Genomic DNA, 19,862 nt, shown 5'->3' on the forward strand with positions numbered 1-19,862 from the left:
TCCTCGTCCGATTCCGGACGACTAGACCTCCGTTAGGAGGCCTGGCCGCCGAAGATGTCGATTCGGTCGCCCTCAGCGAGGGTCACGATGGCGCGCTTGGTGTCAGCGCGCTTGCCGAAACCGGTCTTGGTGCGCTTGCGCTTACCCTGACGGTTGATCGTGTTGACCCCGGTGACCTTGACCCCGAAGACCGCTTCCACGGCCTGCTTGATCTGGGTCTTGTTGGAGCCGGGCGCGACGATGAACGTGTACTTGTTCTCGTCCAGCAGCGCGTAGCTCTTCTCCGAGACAACCGGCTTGATCAGCAGGTCGCGCGGGTCAGTGAAGGTCTTGCTGGTAACGGTCGCCTCAGACATCAGGCGTCGCTCCCTTCGGTCTCATCGGCCTTGGGGCCAGACACGAAGGACTCGAAAGCGGCCTGAGTGAAGACCACGTCGTCAGAGACGATCACGTCGTACGTGTTCAGCTGGCCCGGCTCCAGGATGTGAACCTGGGGCAGGTTGCGGGCGGACAGCCACGCGGCCTCGTCGGCACGCTCGACGACCAGGAGCAGGTTCTTGCGCTCCGAGATCTTGCCGAACAGCGTCTTGGCGGCCTTCGTGGAGGCGGCACCCTCGACCACGCCGGTGACGACGTGGATGCGGGAGTGACGCGCACGGTCCGAGAGGGCACCGCGGAGGGCGGCGGCCTTCATCTTCTTCGGGGTCCGCTGGGAGTAGTCACGCGGCTGCGGGCCGTGGACGACGCCACCGCCGACGAACTGCGGGGCTCGGGTCGAACCCTGACGCGCGCGGCCGGTGCCCTTCTGGCGGTACGGCTTGCGGCCACCACCACGGACTTCGCCACGACGCTTGGTCTTGTGCGTGCCCTGACGGGCAGCAGCCAGCTGGGCGACAACGACCTGGTGGATCAGCGGAACGCTGGTCTTCGCGTCGAAGATCTCCGCGGGGAGCTCGACGGTACCGGCCTTGTCGCCTGCCGGCGAAAGGATGTCAATGGTGCTCATTAACCTCAAGCCCCCTTGGCCGCGGTACGGACCAGGACGAGGCCGCCGTTCGGACCGGGGACTGCGCCCTTGATGAGGAGCAGACCCTTCTCCGCGTCAACCGCGTGGATGGTCAGGTTCTGGGTGGTGACGCGCTCGTTGCCCATACGACCGGCCATGCGCATGCCCTTGAAGACACGCCCAGGGGTGGCGCAGCCACCGATCGAACCGGGGGAGCGGTGCTTGCGCTGCACACCGTGACCGGCGCCGAGGCCCCGGAAGTTGTGCCGCTTCATGACACCGGCGAAGCCCTTGCCCTTGCTGTTGCCCGTGACGTCAACCTTGACGCCGGACTCGAACACCTCAGCAGTGATCTCCTGGCCGAGCGTGTACTCGCTGGCGTCGGAGGTGCGGAGCTCCACCAGGTGGCGGCGGGGGGTCACGTCGGCCTTGGCGAAGTGGCCCTTGAGGGGCTTGTTCACCTTGCGCGGGTCGATCTCGCCGAAGGCGATCTGGACCGACTCGTAGCCGTCGATGTCGTTCGTACGGACCTGGGTAACGACGCAGGGCCCGGCCTTGACAACGGTCACCGGGACGACACGGTTGTTCTCGTCCCAGACCTGGGTCATGCCGAGCTTCTCGCCCAGGACGCCCTTGATCTGCTTTGCCATCTTCTCGACGCCTCTCAGAGCTTGATCTCGATGTCAACGCCGGCCGGAAGGTCCAGGCGCATCAGCGAGTCAACGGTCTTGGGCGTCGGGTCGAGGATGTCGATCAGGCGCTTGTGCGTGCGCATCTCGAAGTGCTCGCGCGAGTCCTTGTACTTGTGCGGCGACTTGATGACGCAGTACACGTTCTTCTCAGTGGGCAGCGGCACCGGGCCTGCGACCGACGCACCAGTGCGGGTCACCGTCTCGACGATCTTCTTCGCCGAGGAGTCGATGACCTCGTGGTCGTAGGCCTTGAGCCGGATGCGGATCTTCTGTCCCGCCATGGCTACTCCGTAGTCCTGTCTGTTGTGGAAACGCTCTGGCTCTCGGTCGGCTGTGGATCTCTCCACCGCTTCTCTCCGACCCACGCGGTCGGGCGTGTCGCACTCCCTCCACAGAAAATTCCCATACGGAAATTCCCTCGTCCAAGGGGGTGCGGTCCCAAGACCGCGGTTCGGGGGAGAAACACCCACCGAGTGCCTGGCCGACACCGTGCTGACGCTTCCCAGAAGATTCCCGTACGTCCGCCCCATTGCTGCCCCGAGAGGCAGATAAAGGCGACGAGTACTGTGGGACTCGCTTCCGGTCCTCCCGGCGGGAGGCGCGCAGCATCGGCACTCAGCCGAGCAACTTGAGTAGTCTGCCATACAAGACACGTACTGCGCCAATCGGGCCGAAGAGAATACCCCTCCACGGTGATCGGTCAAACTGCGCCGCGCAGCGGGATTGCCCGGGCGCCCCTTGGGGTCCGCCCGGGCCCGTCCACGGGCCTCGGAAACCTCTCCGCGGCCCTCGCTCAGGTACGCGAGACGGTGCCGCAGCCCTCCTGGCCGCCGGTCTCCATGCTCTTGCTGCGGTCGTACGGGTCCACGGGCGTCCCGGAGGGCGCGGGCCCGGTCGGCGTGTCCTCGTCGAAGGCGGGGTGCAGGAATCCGTCGTAGACGTCGCAGGCGCTGTTGGCGAGGTCGACGTTGAACTTCTCGAGCCAGATCTTGCCCGCGGTGGCCTGCCACTTGCGCGGGTCCGCGATCGAGAAGGTGATCTCGCGCCGCACGACGGTGCGCTCCACCTGCTCGGCGCCCGGCTTCGCCTTCACGAACGGGTAGACGAAGGTGTAGTCGGCCAGCACGTTGGCCTGACCGGCCTCCTTGCCGGGCTCCACCCACATCCGGCCGCGGACCTTGACCACGTCGCCCGCGGGCTTCAGCTCGGCCGGCTTGACCCGGCTGAACAGGTGCAGCGGGTCGTTCTCCTTCGTCGGAGCCGTCAGCGACCCCTCCAGGCGGCCCAGCTGCTCCTCGAGCTTCGGGTCGAGGAGCGCCAGCGCCGCCGCGGGCCGCTCCCCGCGCAGGGTCGCCGGGTCCAGGTTGGCCGCGACCAGGAACTGCTTGGCCTTCTCCAGCGCGTCGGCCACCTGCTCCTTGCTCATCCCGCCGACGGCCTCCGCCACCGGGACCTCGATCCCGGCCGCCCCGTCGGCCCACTGCAGGGCCGGGGACCCCTTGAAGGGCTCCTTGAGGGTGGGCCGGTCCGGGTACAGGGCGGAGGGCGGGGCGCTGGGCCGGGCGGTCTCGGCGGGCAGCGGCTCCGCGGCCTTGCCGTTCTGTGCGGCCTTGCCGGTGACCCGGTCGATGACCATCTCCGGGCGGATGGCGATCAGTGCGAGGGCGGCGATGAAGACGATCGCCCCGGCGGCCTTGAGTCTGCGCTTGCCCCTCCCCTGCCGTTCCCTTTCCTGCCAGGCCGGACCGGTGCGCCAGCCGGGCGGCTCGGCGGGCTCGCCCTGCAGCCGCGCGGTGACCATGCGCGCCCGGGCGGACGGCTCCCGGGGGGCCTGGCCCGTACCCGCCTGGGCCTGCTCCATGAACCGGGCCCACTCCTCGTCGGAGACCGCTGGTGTGTGGTCGTCGTTGTTCGTTCCCATGTCCCACCCCTGGAATGTCCGGGGCCCCCAGGACCAGGTCCTGGGGGCCCCGCCGAAACGTCTCTGCTACTTGCTGAAGTAACCCGTGATGTCCGCGATCAGGTCCACGGTGCCCTGGTTGTTGAAGAAGCTGACCTTCCCGTCCACGACCGGGACGACCACCAGGTTCGGGATCGTCTGGCCCGGAGTGAAGTTCAGGTTCGAGGCACTGGTACGCGTCGTACCGCTGGGGTACACCGACACGAAGCTCGGCTGCGTCGGGTTGGTCGCCGTCACGTTCAGGACCACGGCGGTCACACCGGTCGCCGGGATGCCGTTGGTGCCGGCCACCGGCAGCGTCACCACGCCACCCGCGCCGACCTTCGCCTGCGGCACACCCAGACCCGACCGCGTGTCCATCAGACGCTTCGGACCGATGTTGGTGTGCGTGGCGCCGTCACCGGCCGACGTGAAGTAGCCGGTGATGTCCGCGATCAGGTCCACGGTGCCCTGGTTGTTGAAGAAGCTGATCTTCCCGTCCACGACGGGGACCACGACCAGGTTCGGGATGGTCAGGCCGGGGGTGAAGTTCAGGTTCGAGGCACTGGTACGCGTCGTACCGCTGGGGTACACCGACACGAAGCTCGGCTGCGTCGGGTTGGTCGCCGTCACGTTCAGCACGACCGCGGTCACACCCGTCGCCGGGATGCCGTCGGTACCGGCCACCGGCAGCGTCACCACACCACCCGCACCGACCTTCGCCTGCGGCACACCCAGACCCGACCGCGTGTCCATCAGACGCTTCGGACCGATGTTGGTGTGCGTGGCGCCGCCACCGGCCGACGTGAAGTAGCCGGTGATGTCCGCGATCAGGTCCACGGTGCCCTGGTTGTTGAAGAAGCTGATCTTCCCGTCCACGACCGGGACGACCACCAGGTTCGGGATCGTCTGGCCCGGAGTGAAGTTCAGGTTCGAGGCACTGGTACGCGTCGTACCGCTGGGGTACACCGACACGAAGCTCGGCTGCGTCGGGTTGGTCGCCGTCACGTTCAGGACCACGGCGGTCACACCGGTCGCCGGGATGCCGTTGGTGCCGGCCACCGGCAGCGTCACCACGCCACCCGCGCCGACCTTCGCCTGCGGCACACCCAGACCCGACCGCGTGTCCATCAGACGCTTCGGCGTGACCGGCGTGAACGTGGCGGGCTTCACCTCGGCCACGACCGTGACGGGGAGGGTGGTGGAGGTCTTGCCGTTGGTCGCGGTCGCCTTGACCTGGACCTGGTGGGTGCCGTCCGTCAGTGTCGTGATCGCCGTCCGGGCCGTACCGGAGGCAGTCGCCACCGAGGCCCCGTCGACCAGCACCTCGAACGAACCGATGCGGTCGCTCGCCGTGCTCGACGACCAGCCGACGGACAGGACACCGTCGGACTTCGCGTCGACGCCCGGCTGGACCGGCACACCGTTGACGGTGGCCACCTTCAGCTGCGCCGCGGGGCCGGAGGTGCGGAGCGCGCCGAGCTGCCCGTAGAGCTGGTTGCCCGGGCACTCGGTGTTGAAGCCGTCCCGGTGGCCCGAGAGCGACTTGAACGTGTACGGCTTGCCGGCCTCGAACGCGGTCCCGAAGAAGTTGGTCTGCGTGGCGCCCGCGGTCAGCGTCGCCGTGCCGTTCATGTCGCCGTCGTACTGGCCGAGCTTGTAGGCCGCGATCCTGGAGATGGCGTCCTGGGCGGCGGCCGATGCGCCCGCGGCGTTGTAGTCGCCGAGGACGGCGATGCCCGCCGACTCGTTGTTCCAGCCGTACGTGTGCGCACCGAGGACGGGCTGGTCGGTACCGCCCTGCCGGCCCTCGAAGATCGTGCCGCACTTGTCGACGAGGAAGTTGTAGCCGAGGTCCCGCCACCCGTTGGTCTTCACGTGGTAGACGTGGATGCCGCGGACGATCGCCGCGGACTGCGAGCAGTCGTACGGCTGGGTGTCGGCGGTGTGGTGGACGAAGACCGCCTTGACCTTCCCGCCGGGCAGGTAGATCGGGCCCTCGGTGTTCATCGTCTCGTCGGCGCCCCAGGCGAGGCGCGAGACCACGTTCGGCTGCGGGGCCGTGGAGACGGGCCCGGGGACCGACGGCGGAGTGGTGGGCGGGTCCGCCGGGGCCGGGCCTGCCGCCGGCGCGGCGAACGCGGCCGGGCCGGCGTTCAGGGAGCCGCTCTGCTGGGCGCCGTTCTTCTTCGCGCCGCTCTTCTTCGCCGGACTGTTGGCGCCGCCCGGGTCCACCAGGTTCAGCTCCAGGCCCGCGGGCAGCGCACCGCCGCCGCTGATCCGTACCTCGGCACCGTCCGACGCGCCGACCCAGACGGGCTCCGTCGAGCCGTGCGCGCCGGGGCGTACGCCGTCCATCCCGGCCTTCACCGGGTCGAGGGCGATCCAGTGCGACCACTTGCCGGTCTTCGCGTCGCGGGCGCGGGCCTCGATGGTCCCCTTCACCTCGGCCTTGGGGTCCGTCCAGGAGACGCCCAGCAGGCCGAAGGGCTCGGTGCCCTGCTGTGAGAGCACGGCTTCGCCGCTGCCCTTGGGCTTGAGCGCGAGCTTGTGCACCTCGCCCTCGACCGGTCCGGTTTCCTTGACGCCGGCGCTGTAGGCCTTCGCCGGTCCGTTGCCGTCCGAGCCCAGTTCGGCTCCCCCGGCCCATCCCTGAACGCCCAGTACCGCGGCGGCACCGATCGCGGCCGCCAGCGCGGTACCGCGCACGCGTGTCAATCTCAAGTCTGTTCCCCACCCCTGTGGCGATTGCGCCGTACGACACCAGTGACGGGGCGGATGCTACTGGTCGGCTGTGACAGGTGGCACGGGTGGGGTCGCCCGGAGGGCGCCCCGGGCAACCGGACCGCGTGGCTTTACCTCTTCTGTGCGTCCTTCTCGGTCCCGGCGGCGTCCTTCCGGGCCTGCTTTTCGACCTCGGCGTCCCGTTCGATGTCCGCCCTCGACCGCACGCGCTTGGGCGCCTTCATCCCGCAGACGCTGGGCCAGTCGTCGGCCACGATGCCGGCGCACCAGATGTAGTCCTGGATGGGGCCGGGCTTCCAGTCGTCCTTCTCGATGTCCCAGCAGTTCTCGCGGGGCGAGAAGCGCGGGCAGCTGCCGTCCCGCGTCTTGATGACGTGTGCGCGGTACGCGTCGATGCCCATCGAGTCGACGTCGGACGAGGGCATGTAGCGGTTGGCCGACCAGGACGCGCCCATGGCCGCGAACAGGGCGACCACGCACACCATGCCGGCGGCGAGCTGGCGGATCACCCGCGGCGGAACGACCCGGGCGAGCCCGGCCCCGGAACCGGCCCCGCCGCCGCTCGGGCGCAGCGTGCGCTCGATCCACCCGGAGCCCCGGTTGACCACGGCCATCATGCCGAGCACGGCCAGGATCATCAGGCAGTACATGATGATCCACGTGGTGCGCGGGTAGAGCTGGATGGCCTTGTCGTGGGCCATGTGCCCGGCGAACCAGAAGCGGGCGAGCCAGGCGCCGGCCAGGACCGCCGCCGCGGTGCGGACCATGATGTTGCGCAGGCCGAGACCGAGGCCGAGGCCCACCCCGAACAGCAGCAGCAGCGCGAACCCGCTCTGGCCGGCCATCTCGCCGGCCACGGGCCAGGTCTGGTACGTCAAGGGCGAGGACCGGTCCGAGACCCAGCCGAGGACGTACCCGGGGTCCGCGTACACGGCGAGGAAGGCGTAGCGGTCGGGGTTCTCCGAGCCCAGCCGGACCATCTGGTAGAGCAGCGGGGCGCCGACGACGGCCGCCGACAGCAGCGTGACCCCTATGTACAGGCCCGCCTTCTTGGCCGTCGCCGCGCCCTGGCGCCACGGGAAGAAGAACAGCGCGGCGCCGAGCGCGCCCGGCGCGGCCCAGATGTACCAGCCGGAGTACCAGAGGAACAGCGCGCCGAAGATCAGGCCGAGGACGAGGCCGCGCAGCAGCAGGTGCCGCGTGTCGCGCCGCCCGGCCAGGCGCATCTCGCGCAGCCAGTAGCCGAGCAGCGGCAGCAGCACGATCATGACGATGTGGCTGTACGGGCGGATCGGGTCGAGGAAGAGCACCGCGGCCGGAACCGCGATCAGCAGCGCCCAGAAGGGCCTCAGCAGTATCCGCCAGGCCAGGTAGGCCATCGGGCCGGCCACGGCGGTGAAGAAGATCTGCAGGTCGTGCAGGGCGAAGCCGGTCTCGCCGCGGCCGTTGTAGCGGATCTTCGCCCAGAGGGCCATGAGGGCCGGGAAGGCGGGTGGGTAGATGCCCGACATCCCCTCGTGGTGCAGGAACGAGTTGGCCATGTCGATGAGGACGCCCGGGTCGGCCTCCTGGCCTCCGAGCGGGTGCGGCGTGCCGCGCAGGGCGACGACGACACCGCCGGCGATCACCCCGGTGGCCAGGCCCGCGAGGGCGGCGCAGACCAGGCGCTTGACCAGCTGGTGGCGCCGGGCCGCGCCCCGGTGGGCGGTGTACAGGAGCAGTGCGAGCAGCGGCAGGCCGATGACCGCGGCGTACTGCTGGAGCGTGGCGAGCCCGCTGACCTGGCCGAGGCGGACGATCGGGTTCACGCTGATGTGGCGGCTCAGCAGCATGTAGCCGAGGGCCGCCGTGAGGCTGACGACGGCCTCGGCGAGGGCGAGCACCCGGCGCCGTGACGTCCACGGACGGCGGGCCGCCGAGCTGGACGGGACCGGCCCGGGGTCCGCGGTCCCGGTCCGGCTGTGCGCCGGGCCGGATGTTCCGACGACCTCGGGGGCCAGGTGTGTCATCTCAGTCCAATTCCGTCGCGGGTGTCAGTCGGCGCGCTGACCGGCGGTGAAGGCGTGCTTCGCCAGCGTACGGACGCCCTCGCGGTGTCCGCGGAGCAGGGCGCCGGGGAGCATGGTGATGGCGTGGAACCGGGAGCCGCTGTGGAAGCGGGCCGCGCGTGCGGCCTTGGGCCAGCCCCGGGCGTCCATCCGGCCGGCCACGGCGGAGAAGTACCGCTCGGCCTCGGTGAAGCGGGTGCCGGAGAACGCCTGCACCGATGACTCGCTGACCGCGTGGCGGCGGTACTGGAAGACCGTGGTGGTCTCGTCGATCAGCATCTGCTCGCCGAGCTCGAGGAGGTCGACCACCAGGGCCAGGTCCTGGATCACCGAGTACTCGTCGCGGAAGTTGATGCCGCGCAGGGCTTCGCCGCGCCAGCAGATCGACGGGAAGTACAGCCAGTTCCCGCGCAGCACGCTGGTGGCGAGCTCTTCGCCGCCCATCAGGCGCCGGCCCTTGACCTGCGGGGCGTACAGCCGCCGCTTGGTCTGGTCGGCGAGCCCGGACGTCAGCTGCCCGTCGCCGTCGATCACCTCGACGCCGGGCTGGACCATGCCGATGCCCGGGTTGGCCGCGATGAGGCCGCGGACGGTCTCCAGGTAGTGCGGGTGCAGCAGGTCGTCGCAGCCCATGATGACGACGTAATCGGCCTCGGAGAGCCGTACGCACTTCTGGAAGTTCTTGGTGATGCCGAGGTTCTGCTCGTTGCGGGAGTAGTGCACCCGCTCGTCGCCGAGTGCCTCGAACCAGCCCGGGACGTCCGGCTCCTTGCCGTCGTCGATGACGACGAGGCGGAAGTCCGGGTCCGTCTGGGCCAGGACGCTGCGGACGGCGTCCTGCATCAGCTGCACGTCCCCGTAGTAGGGGAGCATGAAGTCGAAGGTCACCACGGGACGTCAGGCCTTCACGGTGTCGGAGTCGGCGGGCTCCGGCTCGGCGGCAGCGCCGGCCTCGGTCGCGACGGCAGCGGCGGCGGTCGTGGTCGAGCCGAGGCGCGCGTCGTTGTGCCGTGCGCCCTCGCTCAGGGCCACCGTCCGGGCCAGGTCGGTGAGCTTCTTCTCCAACGAGCGGAAGCGCAGGAAGGTGTTGAGGGTCAGGAAGCCCATCGCCAGCACCATCACGTACAGCACGAGGTCGGTGCCACGGCCGACGCCGAGCTGGTGGGCCACCCACGTGACGTCCGTGGGGCGGAGCACGGCGTACACGTTGACGATGACGAACAGCGAGAACGCGATGCGCTTCCAGGCGCGGTTCTTCGCCTGCCCCCACGTGCGTATGAACATCAGTGCCATCGACACCGAGCCTGCGATGAGCAGCAGCTGGATCCAGAAGTACTTCATCAGCGGCTTCGCTCCCGCATCGTGATGTCAAAGATGATGTTGACGCCGTTGATCAGGGACTGACCCTTGGCGCGCGAGTACTCGGTGTAGAGGATGTCCACCGGGACCTCGGTGACGCGCAGGCCGGACCCGGCCAGGTAACCGACGATCTCCGACGCGTGCGCCATGCCGTTCATGGTGATGTTCAGCTGCTCGGCGGCCTTGCGGCTGAGCACGCGCAGGCCGTTGTGCGAGTCGGTGAGCTTCAGCTTGCGGGCGGTCGGACTGACCGACGCGGCCGTACGCAGCACGACGCGCTTGATCCACGGCACCTGGCCGTTCTGCTCGATGAAGCGCGAGCCGAGGACCACGTCGGCCTCGTCGTCGCGCAGCACCTGGACCATCTTCTCGACGTCGTGCGTCTGGTGCTGGCCGTCCGCGTCGAAGGTCGCGAAGTAGCGGGCACCGGGCTGGCTGAGGGCGTACTTGAGGCCCGTCTGCAGGGCAGCGCCCTGGCCGAGGTTGACCGGGTGCCGCACCAGGTGGGCGCCGGTCGTCGCGATGTGCTCGGCCGAGTTGTCGGAGCTGCCGTCGTCGACGACGACTATGTTCGGGAAGGTCGCACGCGCTCCCTCGACCACATCGGCGATCACCTGGCCCTCGTTATAGGCCGGAATGACCAGCCAGACATCGTCGTATTGGGACACGGTAGCTCCAGCGGAATGTGGCACGTGCGCGTGCTCGGTGATCGGTGGGACGTCGGAAGCCGGCATGGTCACTCCCCCGACCGCTCCGGCGCCCAGTGGGCTCGGGGCGACCTTGTGCCCGGGTCCTTCGGTCACGCCCGGAGCAGCTCCGGGGAACCTCAGCCTCAGCACGGCCAGCATACCGAGCACGGTGGCAAGGGACCCGAGAGCGTAGGCCAGGGTGACACGCACGGCAACGTCGCCCGGAGCAAAAGTGATGCCGATCAGGACGACGGTGCCGATGGCCCAGCAGAGCAGTTGCAGGTTGTGCCGCTTGAATACCATCAGCGCCTGTCCGAGCACCATCGCGAACATGTACGCCACGGTGCCGGCGGACAAAAGGAAGAAGTCGAGGCATCCCAGCGCCGGCTTGGCGTGGAAGAGGACCTCGATCAGCCAGGGGCCCATGGCGGTCGCGGGCACTCCGCCGAGCAGCCCCAACAGCCCGACGACCACGCCGATCCGGCGCAGCATCGCGGAGAACGCCGCCCTGTCGCCGGCCGTGTAGGCGGCGGTGAGCCCGCCCAGCAGCGAGGCCTGCAGCGAGCCGAAGACGAACAGCGGCACCCGGGCCAGGACCAGCGCGTTCAGCAGCGCCGCGATCAGCACGCTGTCGGTGGGGGCGAGCAGCTTGGTGCTCATCACCGCTGCGTTGACGACGACCTGGGAGAGCAGGGTCGAGCAGATCAGCAGGCCGAGCCCGCCGGTCAGTTCCCGCCAGGCGATCTCCTCGCCGGGCTCCACCGCGCGCAGCAGCGCAGGCAGGGTGATCAGCGTCGCGGCGACGGGCGCCACGGCCAGGACCAGGCTGAAGGCGAGCGCGGAGTGCAGCCCGGACACCGCGCAGCCGAAGGCGAGGGCGATGCGCAGCCCGCCGTCGACGGCCAACTGGGTGCCGTACGCGCCGAACCGGCCGAGGCCGGCCAGGACACCGCGGGTCAGGTAGCAGACGGCCATGCCGGTGAAAGCGCCGCCGAGGGCCGCGACCAGGCCGCGGTCGCCGTGGAACAGCAGGTCCGCGATCGGGCCCGCACCCACGGCGAGGAGGAGCAGGGTCGTGCCGAGGATCCCCGAGGTCAGCAGTGTGGCCCGGCGCAGCACGGGGGCCGCGCCCTGGCCGAGCACCACGCGGGCGGCGACGAGCCGGGTGAGCTCCTGCTCGATCGGGAAGAAGATGCCGAGCCCGAGCGCCATGACGATCGTCCACAGCACCGAGACGTTCGCCACGGCCTCCGTGGACAGGCTGTAGCCGGCCACGCCCAGGTGGACGTACGAGGCCGCACCGAGCACGACGGTGCCGCCGGCCACCGCGACGGTGCCCGGCGGCAGCGCCGCGGTGAGCCTGCTCAGCAGGGACTTCATCCCGTACTGCCGTTCCTGGCCGCGTCGGCCAGGACGGTGAACGCGGGGGCGGCGAGCGCCTCGGCGAGCTGCTCGTACCAGTCGGCGAGCGGGGCCAGGCCCGCGTCGGCCCAGCGGTCGTGCGCGAGAACGCTGAACGCCGGGCGAGCGGCCGGGCGGACGAACGCGGCGGAGGTGGTCGGCCGGATCCGCTCCGGGTCGAGGCCGCTCAGCCGGTAGGTCTCGCGGGCGAGCCCCATCCAGGTGGTCCGGCCGCTCGCGGTGCCGTGGTAGACCCCGCCCATGGCGTGGCCCTTCAGCGCGGCCAGGCCGAGCTCGACCAGGTGGCGGGCCAGCGCGTAGGACCAGGTGGGCTGGCCGTGCTGGTCGTCGACCACGTCGAGGGTGTCCCGCTGGGCGGCCAGCTTCAGCATGGTGGCGACGAAGTTCGGCCCGTGCTCGCCGTACAGCCAGGCGGTGCGCACTGTGTAGCCGTCCTGCGGCAGCAGTTCGGCCACGGCCTGCTCGCCGGCCAGCTTGGAGCGGCCGTACGCGTTCACGGGCCCGGTGGCCGCGTCCTCGCGGTACGGCTCCGAGGCGTCGCCGGGCAGCACGTAGTCGGTGGAGACGTGCAGCAGGCGCACATGGGCGGCGGCGCAGGCCTCGGCGAGGACGCGTACGCCGGTGCCGTTGACGGCGGTGGCGGCTTCCTCGGCGGTCTCGGCGCCGTCCACGTCGGTCCAGGCGGCGCAGTTGACGACCACGGTGATGCCCTCGACCGCGGCCCGGACGGCGGCCGGGTCGGTGATGTCGAGGTCTGCGCGGCGCAGGCCCACAGCCTCGATCCCGGAGGCCTTCAGGACGGTCAGGACGTCCTGGCCGAGCATCCCGGCGGCGCCGGTGACGAGCCAGCGGCCGGCTCGCGGGTTGGTCTTCACTTCTGGAGGGCCGCCTTCGCCTTCAGCGGCTCCCACCAGGCACGGTTCTCGCGGTACCACTCGATGGTGGCCTTGATGCCGTCCTCGAAGGTGACCTGCGGGGCGTAGCCGAGCTCCGCGCCGATCTTGCTGATGTCGATGGAGTAGCGGAGGTCGTGGCCCTTGCGGTCCTCGACCTGCTCGACCATGTCCCAGCCGAGGCCGGCCGCCTCGAGCAGCACGCCGGTGAGCTCCTTGTTGGTGAGCTCGGTGCCGCCGCCGATGTTGTAGACCTCGCCGGCCCGGCCCTTGCGCATGGCCAGGTCGATGCCGCGGCAGTGGTCGGAGACGTGCAGCCAGTCGCGGACGTTGCCGCCGTTGCCGTACAGCGGGACCTTCTTGCCGTCCATCAGGTTCGAGACGAACAGCGGGATGACCTTCTCCGGGAACTGGTAGTGCCCGTAGTTGTTGGAGCAGCGCGTGACGACGACGTCCATGCCGTGCGTACGGGCGTAGGCCAGGGCCAGCAGGTCGGACGAGGCCTTGGAGGCGGAGTACGGGGAGTTCGGGACCAGCGGCCACTCCTCGGTCCAGGAGCCCTCGGTGATCGAGCCGTACACCTCGTCGGTGGAGATGTGGACGAAGCGGCCGACGCCGTGCTTGCGGGCGGCGTCCAGCAGGACCTGCGTGCCCACGACGTTGGTCATCACGAACGGGCCGGCGCCGGCGATCGAGCGGTCCACGTGGGACTCCGCCGCGAAGTGCACCACGACGTCGTGCCCGGGCATGACCTGATCGACGGCCTCGGCGTCGCAGATGTCGCCCTTGACGAAGGTGTACCCGGGGTGGTCCGCGACCGGGGCGAGATTGGCTTCGACACCGGAGTAGGTCAGTTTGTCGAAGACCGTGATCCGAGCCGATGCGTCTGCACCGAGCTGCTGGCGAACGAATTCTGAACCGATGAAGCCGGCGCCGCCGGTCACGAGGATGCGCATAATACGAAGAGTCTAGCCGCTCGTACACCACCGTTCGGGCCCGGACCACGCCGCCCCCGCGCTCTCGCATAGGGTTGTGCCCATGCGTGGAATTCTCTTGGCCGGTGGCACCGGATCCCGACTCTGGCCGCTGACCCGGGCAGTCTCGAAGCAGCTGCTCCCCGTCTTCGACAAGCCGATGATCTACTACCCGCTCTCCACCCTGGTCATGGCCGGAATCAGCGAGATTCTCGTCATCACCACGCCGGAGGACCGTGCCCAGTTCGAGCGACTGCTCGGCGACGGCTCCCAGTTCGGCATCCGGCTGGAGTACGCGGTCCAGGAGCGCCCCGAGGGCATCGCCCAGGCCTTCGTGCTCGGCGCCGACTTCATCGGCGACGAGTCCGTCGCCCTGATCCTCGGCGACAACATCTTCCACGGCAGCGGTCTCGGCACCCGCCTGGCGGAGCACACCGACTCGAAGGGCGGCCGGGTGTTCGCGTACCCGGTGGCGGACCCGACGGCGTACGGCGTGGTCGAGTTCGACGAGAACGGCCAGGCCATCTCCATCGAGGAGAAGCCGGTCAAGCCCAAGTCCCGCTACGCGGTGCCCGGTCTGTACTTCTACGACAACCGCGTCGTCGAGATCGCCCGCACCCTGAAGCCCAGCGCGCGCGGCGAACTGGAGATCACCGCGGTCAACGACGCGTACCTCCAGGCCGGTGAGCTGAATGTCACCATCCTCGACCGCGGCACCGCCTGGCTGGACACGGGCACCTTCGTCTCCATGGTCCAGGCCTCGGAGTTCGTCCGCGTGATCGAGGAGCGCCAGGGCTTCAAGATCGGATGCATCGAGGAGGCGGCCTGGCGGGCCGGCCTGATCGACTCCGCGCAGCTGCGCGAGCTGGCCCAGCCGCTGCTCAAGAGCGGTTACGGCGACTACCTGATCAGCCTGCTCGACGAGGAGTCCTCCCGGTGAAGTTCCGTCAGCTCTCGATAGAGGGCGCCTACGAGATCACCCCGCAGCTGCACGGCGACCCGCGCGGCATGTTCACCGAGTGGTACCGCTTCGACAAGCTGTCCGAGGTCGTCGGCCACCCGCTGAACCTGGCGCAGGCGAACCTCTCGGTGTCCTCGCGCGGCGTGGTCCGCGGCATCCACTTCGCCGACGTACCGCGCGGCCAGGCCAAGTACGTGACCTGCGTACGGGGTGCCGTGCTCGACGTCATCGTGGACCTGCGGGTCGGCTCCCCGACCTTCGGCCGCTGGGAGGGTGTCCGGCTGGACGACGTGGACCGCCGCGCGGTCTACATCCCGGAGGGCCTGGGCCACGGGTTCTGCGCGCTGAGCGACGACGCCACGCTTTCGTACCTCTGCTCGGAGACGTACAACCCGACCGGCGAGCACTCGGTTCACCCGCTCGACGCGGACCTGGGCATCGAGTGGCCGGCGGACGTGCCGCTGCTGTCCGCCCGCGACGAGGCCGCGCCGACGCTGGCCGAGGCCATCGAGTCGGGCCTGCTGCCGGACTACGCCGCCTGCAAGGAGTTCACCGAGTCGCTGCGCGTGACCGGCTGACCGCTCCCCCGCAGCACACGGAAGAGGGCCGCAACCCGCGATCGGGGTGCGGCCCTCTTCCGTGTCCCGTACGTCCTGCACGCACGTACGACGAAGGGCCCCTCCCCCGCCGCCGAAGCGGTGGGGAAGGGGCCCGTCCGTCAAACATGGTGCCCGCTCGCGCGAGCTACCAGGTCAGAGCACGAATTACTTCGTGATCTTGATGACCTGGCCGGCGCCGACCGTACGACCACCCTCACGGATGGCGAACTTCAGGCCCTCCTCCATGGCGACCGGCTGGATCAGCGCGACCGTCATCTCGGTGTTGTCGCCCGGCATGACCATCTCCGTGCCGGCCGGCAGGGTGACGACACCCGTGACGTCCGTGGTACGGAAGTAGAACTGCGGGCGGTAGTTGTTGAAGAACGGGGTGTGACGGCCACCCTCGTCCTTCGACAGGATGTAGGCCTGGGCCTCGAACTCGGTGTGCGGCGTGACCGAACCGGGCTTGATGATGACCTGGCCGCGCTCGACGTCCTCGCGCTTGATGCCACGGAGGAGCAGACCGACGTTCTCACCGGCCTGGCCCTCGTCGAGCAGCTTGCGGAACATCTCGATGCCGGTGACCGTGGTGGTGGTCTTGGCTTCCTTGATGCCGATGATGTCGACGGTCTCGTTGACCTTCAGGACACCACGCTCGATACGGCCGGTGACGACCGTACCGCGACCGGTGATCGTGAAGACGTCCTCGACGGGCATGAGGAACGGCTTCTCGGTGTCACGCGGGGGGGTCGGGATGAAGTCGTCGACGGCGGACATGAGGCCGAGAAGCTTCTCGCCCCACTCCTTGTCGCCCTCGAGCGCCTTCAGCGCGGAGACGCGGACGACCGGCAGGTCGTCGCCCGGGAAGTCGTACTCGGAGAGCAGCTCGCGGACCTCGAGCTCGACGAGCTCCAGGATCTCCTCGTCGTCCACCATGTCGGCCTTGTTCAGGGCGACAACGATGGAGGGGACGCCGACCTGGCGGGCCAGGAGCACGTGCTCCTTGGTCTGCGGCATCGGGCCGTCGGTGGCGGCGACCACGAGGATCGCGCCGTCCATCTGCGCGGCACCGGTGATCATGTTCTTGATGTAGTCGGCGTGACCCGGGCAGTCGACGTGGGCGTAGTGACGCGCCTCGGTCTGGTACTCGACGTGCGCGATCGAGATGGTGATACCGCGCTGGCGCTCCTCAGGAGCCTTGTCGATCTGGTCGAAGGCCGAGGCCTCGTTCAGGTCCGGGTACGCGTCGTGCAGCACCTTGGTAATGGCGGCCGTGAGGGTCGTCTTACCGTGGTCAATGTGACCGATGGTGCCGATGTTGACGTGCGGCTTAGTCCGCTCGAACTTCGCCTTCGCCACGGGGTCCTCCTGGAGAGTGGTTCTGTACGCCTTGCTCATCGGCGCCAGGTGATCTTTGCTGGAAAGCCGGTCCTCCGGGGCAACGGAGGGATACTCCTGTTGCCCCAGAGGCTCCGGTGACAAGCCTAAAGCGTGTACTCGGAAGAGTTACTCGCCCTTGGCCTTCGCGATGATCTCCTCGGCGACGTTCCGGGGAACCTCGGCGTAGGAGTCGAACTGCATCGAGTAGCTGGCGCGACCCGAGGTCTTGCTGCGGAGGTCTCCGACGTAGCCGAACATCTCCGAAAGCGGCACGAGGCCCTTCACGAGACGCGCGCCGTGACGCTCCTCCATGGCCTGGATCTGGCCACGGCGGGAGTTGATGTCACCGATGACGTCGCCCATGGACTCCTCGGGCGTGGTGACCTCAACGGACATCATCGGCTCGAGCAGCACGGGGGAAGCCTTGCGCGCGGCCTCCTTGAAGGCCTGCGAACCGGCGATCTTGAAGGCGAGCTCCGAGGAGTCGACCTCGTGGTAGCCACCGTCGAGAAGAATGACGCGGACGCCGGTCATCTCGTAGCCGGCCAGGATGCCGAACTGCATGGCCTCCTGCGCACCGGCGTCGACCGAGGGGATGTACTCCCTCGGGATGCGGCCACCGGTGACCTTGTTCACGAACTCGTACGCCGGACCATCGGCGTCCGTGATCGGCTCGATCGCGATCTGCACCTTGGCGAACTGACCGGTACCACCGGTCTGCTTCTTGTGGGTGTAGTCGTGACGCTCGACGGTCTTGCGGATCGTCTCGCGGTACGCGACCTGCGGCTTGCCGACGTTGGCCTCGACCTTGAACTCGCGCTTCATACGGTCGACCAGCACCTCGAGGTGCAGCTCGCCCATACCGCCGAGGATGGTCTGGCCGGTCTCCTCGTCCGAGTGAACGTGGAAGGAGGGGTCCTCCTCCGCGAGACTCTGGATGGCGACACCCAGCTTCTCCTGGTCACCCTTGGACTTGGGCTCGATGGCGACCTGGATGACCGGAGCCGGGAAGTCCATGGACTCCAGGATCACGGGTGCCTTGTCGTCACACAGCGTCTCACCGGTGGTGGTCTGCTTCAGGCCCATGACGGCGACGATGTCACCGGCGCCCACCGCGGCGATCTCTTCACGCTTGTTCGCGTGCATGCGGTAGATCTTGCCGATGCGCTCCTTCTTGCCCTTGACGGAGTTCAGCACCGAGGTGCCGGCCTCCAGGCGGCCCGAGTAAACCCGGACGAAGGTGAGCTTCCCGAGGTGCGGGTCGCGCATGATCTTGAACGCCAGCGCCGCGAGGGGCTCCTCGTCGGACGGCTTGCGCTTCACGACGGTCTCGGCGTCGCGGACGTCGTGGCCCTCGATGGCCTCGATGTCCAGCGGCGACGGCAGGTAGCGGATGACAGCGTCGAGCAGGGGCTGAACGCCCTTGTTCTTGAACGCCGTGCCACAGAACACCGCGGTGATCGTGGGCTCGCCCTTGCCCTTGCCGGAGCCGAGGATGATGCGACGGACGGCGGCGTGCAGCTGCTCCACGGACGGCTCGTCGCCGTTCAGGAAGAGCTCCATGATCTCGTCGTCGTTCTCGGCGACGGTCTCGACCAGCTTGCCGCGCCACTCTTCAGCGGCCTCGGCGTGCGTGGCCGGGATGTCGACGATGTCGTACATCTCGCCCTTGGTCGCCTCGGCGGACCAGACGAACGCCTTCATCGTGACGAGGTCGACGACACCCTGGAAGTCGGCCTCGGCACCGATGGGGAGCTGCATGACGATCGGAACCGCACCGAGGCGGTCCTTGATCATGTCGACGCAGCGGTGGAACTCGGCACCGGTGCGGTCGAGCTTGTTCACGAAGCAGATGCGCGGCACGCCGTAACGGTCGGCCTGACGCCACACCGTCTCCGACTGCGGCTCCACACCCGCGACACCGTCGAACACGGTGACGGCACCGTCGAGGACGCGGAGCGAACGCTCCACCTCGACCGTGAAGTCCACGTGACCCGGGGTGTCGATGATGTTGATGGTGTGGTCGACGTCCTCGAGCGGCCAGTGGCAGGTCGTCGCGGCGGACGTGATCGTGATGCCGCGCTCCTGCTCCTGCTCCATCCAGTCCATCGTGGCAGCGCCGTCGTGGACTTCACCGATCTTGTAAGAGACACCGGTGTAGAACAGGATGCGCTCGGTGGTGGTCGTCTTGCCCGCGTCGATGTGAGCCATGATGCCGATGTTGCGCACCTTGGCCAGGTCAAGCGAAGTGGTAGCCATATCGGCTCAGTCTTCTCTCGGTCTCGATGTGGGTTGGGACTACCAGCGGTAGTGCGCGAAGGCCTTGTTGGACTCGGCCATCTTGTGCGTGTCCTCACGCTTCTTGACGGCCGCACCGAGGCCGTTCGAGGCGTCGAGGAGCTCGTTCATGAGGCGCTCGGTCATGGTCTTCTCGCGACGGGCGCGGGAGTAACCCACGATCCAGCGCAGCGAGAGGGTCGAGGCGCGACCGGGCTTGACCTCGATCGGCACCTGGTAGGTGGCGCCACCGACACGGCGGGACTTGACCTCGAGCGACGGCTTGACGTTCTCGAGCGCGCGCTTCAGCGTGATGACCGGGTCAGCGCCGGTCTTCTCGCGGAGGCCTTCCATGGCGCCGTAGACGATGCGCTCGGCGGTGGAGCGCTTGCCGTTCAGGAGGATCTTGTTGATGAGCGACGTCACCAGAGGAGATGCGTAGACCGGGTCGATGATGACCGGGCGCTTCGGGGCGGGGCCCTTACGAGGCATTCTTACTTCTCCTTCTTGGCGCCGTAGCGGCTGCGGGCCTGCTTGCGGTTCTTGACAGCCTGGGTGTCAAGCGCACCGCGGATGATCTTGTAACGAACACCCGGCAGGTCCTTCACACGGCCACCACGCACGAGCACGATCGAGTGCTCCTGCAGGTTGTGTCCCTCACCCGGAATGTAAGCGGTGACCTCGATGCCGGAGGTCAGACGCACACGCGCGACCTTACGGAGCGCCGAGTTCGGCTTCTTCGGGGTGGTCGTGAACACACGCGTGCAGACGCCACGACGCTGGGGCGAAGCCTCAAGCGCGGGCGTCTTCGTCTTCTCGACCTTGTCCTGCCGGCCCTTACGGACCAGCTGCTGGATCGTAGGCACTACTTCTCCGGT

The 19,862-nt window shown here is 68.7% G+C and carries 18 protein-coding genes; 2 read left to right on the forward strand and 16 right to left on the reverse strand.

All coding sequences use genetic code 11. The features are described from left to right. Positions 1-32 precede the first annotated feature (32 nt). The 12 genes from rplW to rfbB all read right to left on the reverse strand — a co-directional run bounded on the left by rplW (position 33) and on the right by rfbB (position 13,749). Positions 33-356: a 50S ribosomal protein L23 gene (gene rplW, locus OHT74_RS15820; protein WP_030154694.1), complete on the reverse strand. Its 324-nt coding sequence runs from the start codon at positions 354-356 to the stop codon at positions 33-35. Continuing rightward, positions 356-1,006, reverse strand: coding sequence for a 50S ribosomal protein L4 (gene rplD, locus OHT74_RS15825; protein WP_030008466.1), 651 nt, complete (start codon positions 1,004-1,006; stop codon positions 356-358). Before rplD ends, rplW begins: the two co-directional genes overlap by 1 nt. A gap of 5 nt (positions 1,007-1,011) precedes the next feature. Beyond that, complete coding sequence (rplC, locus tag OHT74_RS15830; protein ID WP_007265899.1) at positions 1,012-1,656, reverse strand: 50S ribosomal protein L3; 645 nt, start codon at positions 1,654-1,656, stop codon at positions 1,012-1,014. 14 nt (positions 1,657-1,670) lie between these two features. Next, the gene (rpsJ, locus tag OHT74_RS15835; RefSeq protein ID WP_003948644.1) at positions 1,671-1,979 is read right to left on the reverse strand and encodes a 30S ribosomal protein S10; all 309 of its coding nucleotides are present in this window, start codon (positions 1,977-1,979) and stop codon (positions 1,671-1,673) included. A gap of 512 nt (positions 1,980-2,491) precedes the next feature. Then, positions 2,492-3,619 carry a hypothetical protein gene (locus OHT74_RS15840; protein WP_328620548.1) on the reverse strand — a complete coding sequence of 376 codons (1,128 nt, stop codon included), beginning with the start codon at positions 3,617-3,619 and terminating at the stop codon, positions 2,492-2,494. Between the two features lie 66 nt (positions 3,620-3,685). Continuing rightward, the gene (locus OHT74_RS15845) at positions 3,686-6,346 is read right to left on the reverse strand and encodes an N-acetylmuramoyl-L-alanine amidase (protein WP_328620549.1); all 2,661 of its coding nucleotides are present in this window, start codon (positions 6,344-6,346) and stop codon (positions 3,686-3,688) included. 146 nt (positions 6,347-6,492) lie between these two features. Then, entirely contained in the window at positions 6,493-8,391 is a 1,899-nt protein-coding gene (locus tag OHT74_RS15850; RefSeq protein ID WP_328620550.1) for a hypothetical protein, read from the reverse strand. Positions 8,392-8,415: 24 nt separating this feature from the next. Further along, the gene (locus OHT74_RS15855) at positions 8,416-9,318 is read right to left on the reverse strand and encodes a glycosyltransferase family 2 protein (protein ID WP_266664750.1); all 903 of its coding nucleotides are present in this window, start codon (positions 9,316-9,318) and stop codon (positions 8,416-8,418) included. Positions 9,319-9,327: 9 nt separating this feature from the next. Further along, positions 9,328-9,771, reverse strand: coding sequence for a DUF2304 domain-containing protein (locus OHT74_RS15860; RefSeq protein ID WP_328620551.1), 444 nt, complete (start codon positions 9,769-9,771; stop codon positions 9,328-9,330). Continuing rightward, on the reverse strand, positions 9,771-11,858 hold the full coding sequence (locus tag OHT74_RS15865; RefSeq protein WP_328620552.1) for a glycosyltransferase: 2,088 nt from the start codon (positions 11,856-11,858) through the stop codon (positions 9,771-9,773). The genes OHT74_RS15860 and OHT74_RS15865 overlap by 1 nt, the downstream gene beginning before the upstream one ends. After that, the gene (gene rfbD, locus OHT74_RS15870; RefSeq protein WP_328620553.1) at positions 11,855-12,775 is read right to left on the reverse strand and encodes a dTDP-4-dehydrorhamnose reductase; all 921 of its coding nucleotides are present in this window, start codon (positions 12,773-12,775) and stop codon (positions 11,855-11,857) included. Before rfbD ends, OHT74_RS15865 begins: the two co-directional genes overlap by 4 nt. After that, a complete protein-coding gene (gene rfbB, locus OHT74_RS15875; protein WP_266664760.1) occupies positions 12,772-13,749 on the reverse strand; it encodes a dTDP-glucose 4,6-dehydratase in 978 nt (325 codons plus the stop codon). The genes rfbD and rfbB overlap by 4 nt, the downstream gene beginning before the upstream one ends. Before the next feature lie 82 nt (positions 13,750-13,831). Here rfbB and rfbA point away from each other — a divergent pair, with 82 nt between their 5' ends. Both rfbA and rfbC read left to right on the forward strand, forming a co-directional pair. Further along, complete coding sequence (rfbA, locus tag OHT74_RS15880) at positions 13,832-14,707, forward strand: glucose-1-phosphate thymidylyltransferase RfbA (protein ID WP_030298189.1); 876 nt, start codon at positions 13,832-13,834, stop codon at positions 14,705-14,707. Beyond that, complete coding sequence (gene rfbC, locus OHT74_RS15885; protein WP_328620554.1) at positions 14,704-15,306, forward strand: dTDP-4-dehydrorhamnose 3,5-epimerase; 603 nt, start codon at positions 14,704-14,706, stop codon at positions 15,304-15,306. Before rfbA ends, rfbC begins: the two co-directional genes overlap by 4 nt. Positions 15,307-15,492: 186 nt before the next feature. Here rfbC and tuf read toward each other — a convergent pair whose 3' ends face one another. The 4 genes from tuf to rpsL all read right to left on the reverse strand — a co-directional run bounded on the left by tuf (position 15,493) and on the right by rpsL (position 19,850). Continuing rightward, positions 15,493-16,686: an elongation factor Tu gene (gene tuf / locus OHT74_RS15890; RefSeq protein ID WP_266626458.1), complete on the reverse strand. Its 1,194-nt coding sequence runs from the start codon at positions 16,684-16,686 to the stop codon at positions 15,493-15,495. 147 nt (positions 16,687-16,833) lie between these two features. After that, a complete protein-coding gene (fusA, locus tag OHT74_RS15895; RefSeq protein WP_266664768.1) occupies positions 16,834-18,966 on the reverse strand; it encodes an elongation factor G in 2,133 nt (710 codons plus the stop codon). A 39-nt stretch (positions 18,967-19,005) separates the two neighbouring features. Then, positions 19,006-19,476, reverse strand: a complete 471-nt coding sequence (gene rpsG / locus OHT74_RS15900) for a 30S ribosomal protein S7 (RefSeq protein ID WP_266626462.1) — start codon at positions 19,474-19,476, stop codon at positions 19,006-19,008. A gap of 2 nt (positions 19,477-19,478) precedes the next feature. After that, positions 19,479-19,850, reverse strand: coding sequence for a 30S ribosomal protein S12 (rpsL, locus tag OHT74_RS15905; RefSeq protein ID WP_007265893.1), 372 nt, complete (start codon positions 19,848-19,850; stop codon positions 19,479-19,481). Positions 19,851-19,862: the final 12 nt, after the last annotated feature.

It is taken from the genome of Streptomyces sp. NBC_00354 (assembly GCF_036106915.1).
GTDB lineage: Bacteria > Actinomycetota > Actinomycetes > Streptomycetales > Streptomycetaceae > Streptomyces.

Coding starts and splice junctions, on each gene's coding strand:
- rplW (WP_030154694.1), bottom strand. CDS start 356: ATGTCTGAGGCGACCGTTACCAGCAAGACCTTCACTGACCCGCGCGAC.
- rfbB (WP_266664760.1), bottom strand. CDS start 13,749: ATGCGCATCCTCGTGACCGGCGGCGCCGGCTTCATCGGTTCAGAATTC.
- OHT74_RS15850 (WP_328620550.1), bottom strand. CDS start 8,391: ATGACACACCTGGCCCCCGAGGTCGTCGGAACATCCGGCCCGGCGCAC.
- OHT74_RS15840 (WP_328620548.1), bottom strand. CDS start 3,619: ATGGGAACGAACAACGACGACCACACACCAGCGGTCTCCGACGAGGAG.
- rfbA (WP_030298189.1), top strand. CDS start 13,832: ATGCGTGGAATTCTCTTGGCCGGTGGCACCGGATCCCGACTCTGGCCG.
- rpsJ (WP_003948644.1), bottom strand. CDS start 1,979: ATGGCGGGACAGAAGATCCGCATCCGGCTCAAGGCCTACGACCACGAG.
- rplC (WP_007265899.1), bottom strand. CDS start 1,656: ATGGCAAAGCAGATCAAGGGCGTCCTGGGCGAGAAGCTCGGCATGACC.
- rpsG (WP_266626462.1), bottom strand. CDS start 19,476: ATGCCTCGTAAGGGCCCCGCCCCGAAGCGCCCGGTCATCATCGACCCG.
- rplD (WP_030008466.1), bottom strand. CDS start 1,006: ATGAGCACCATTGACATCCTTTCGCCGGCAGGCGACAAGGCCGGTACC.
- OHT74_RS15865 (WP_328620552.1), bottom strand. CDS start 11,858: ATGAAGTCCCTGCTGAGCAGGCTCACCGCGGCGCTGCCGCCGGGCACC.
- OHT74_RS15860 (WP_328620551.1), bottom strand. CDS start 9,771: ATGAAGTACTTCTGGATCCAGCTGCTGCTCATCGCAGGCTCGGTGTCG.
- fusA (WP_266664768.1), bottom strand. CDS start 18,966: ATGGCTACCACTTCGCTTGACCTGGCCAAGGTGCGCAACATCGGCATC.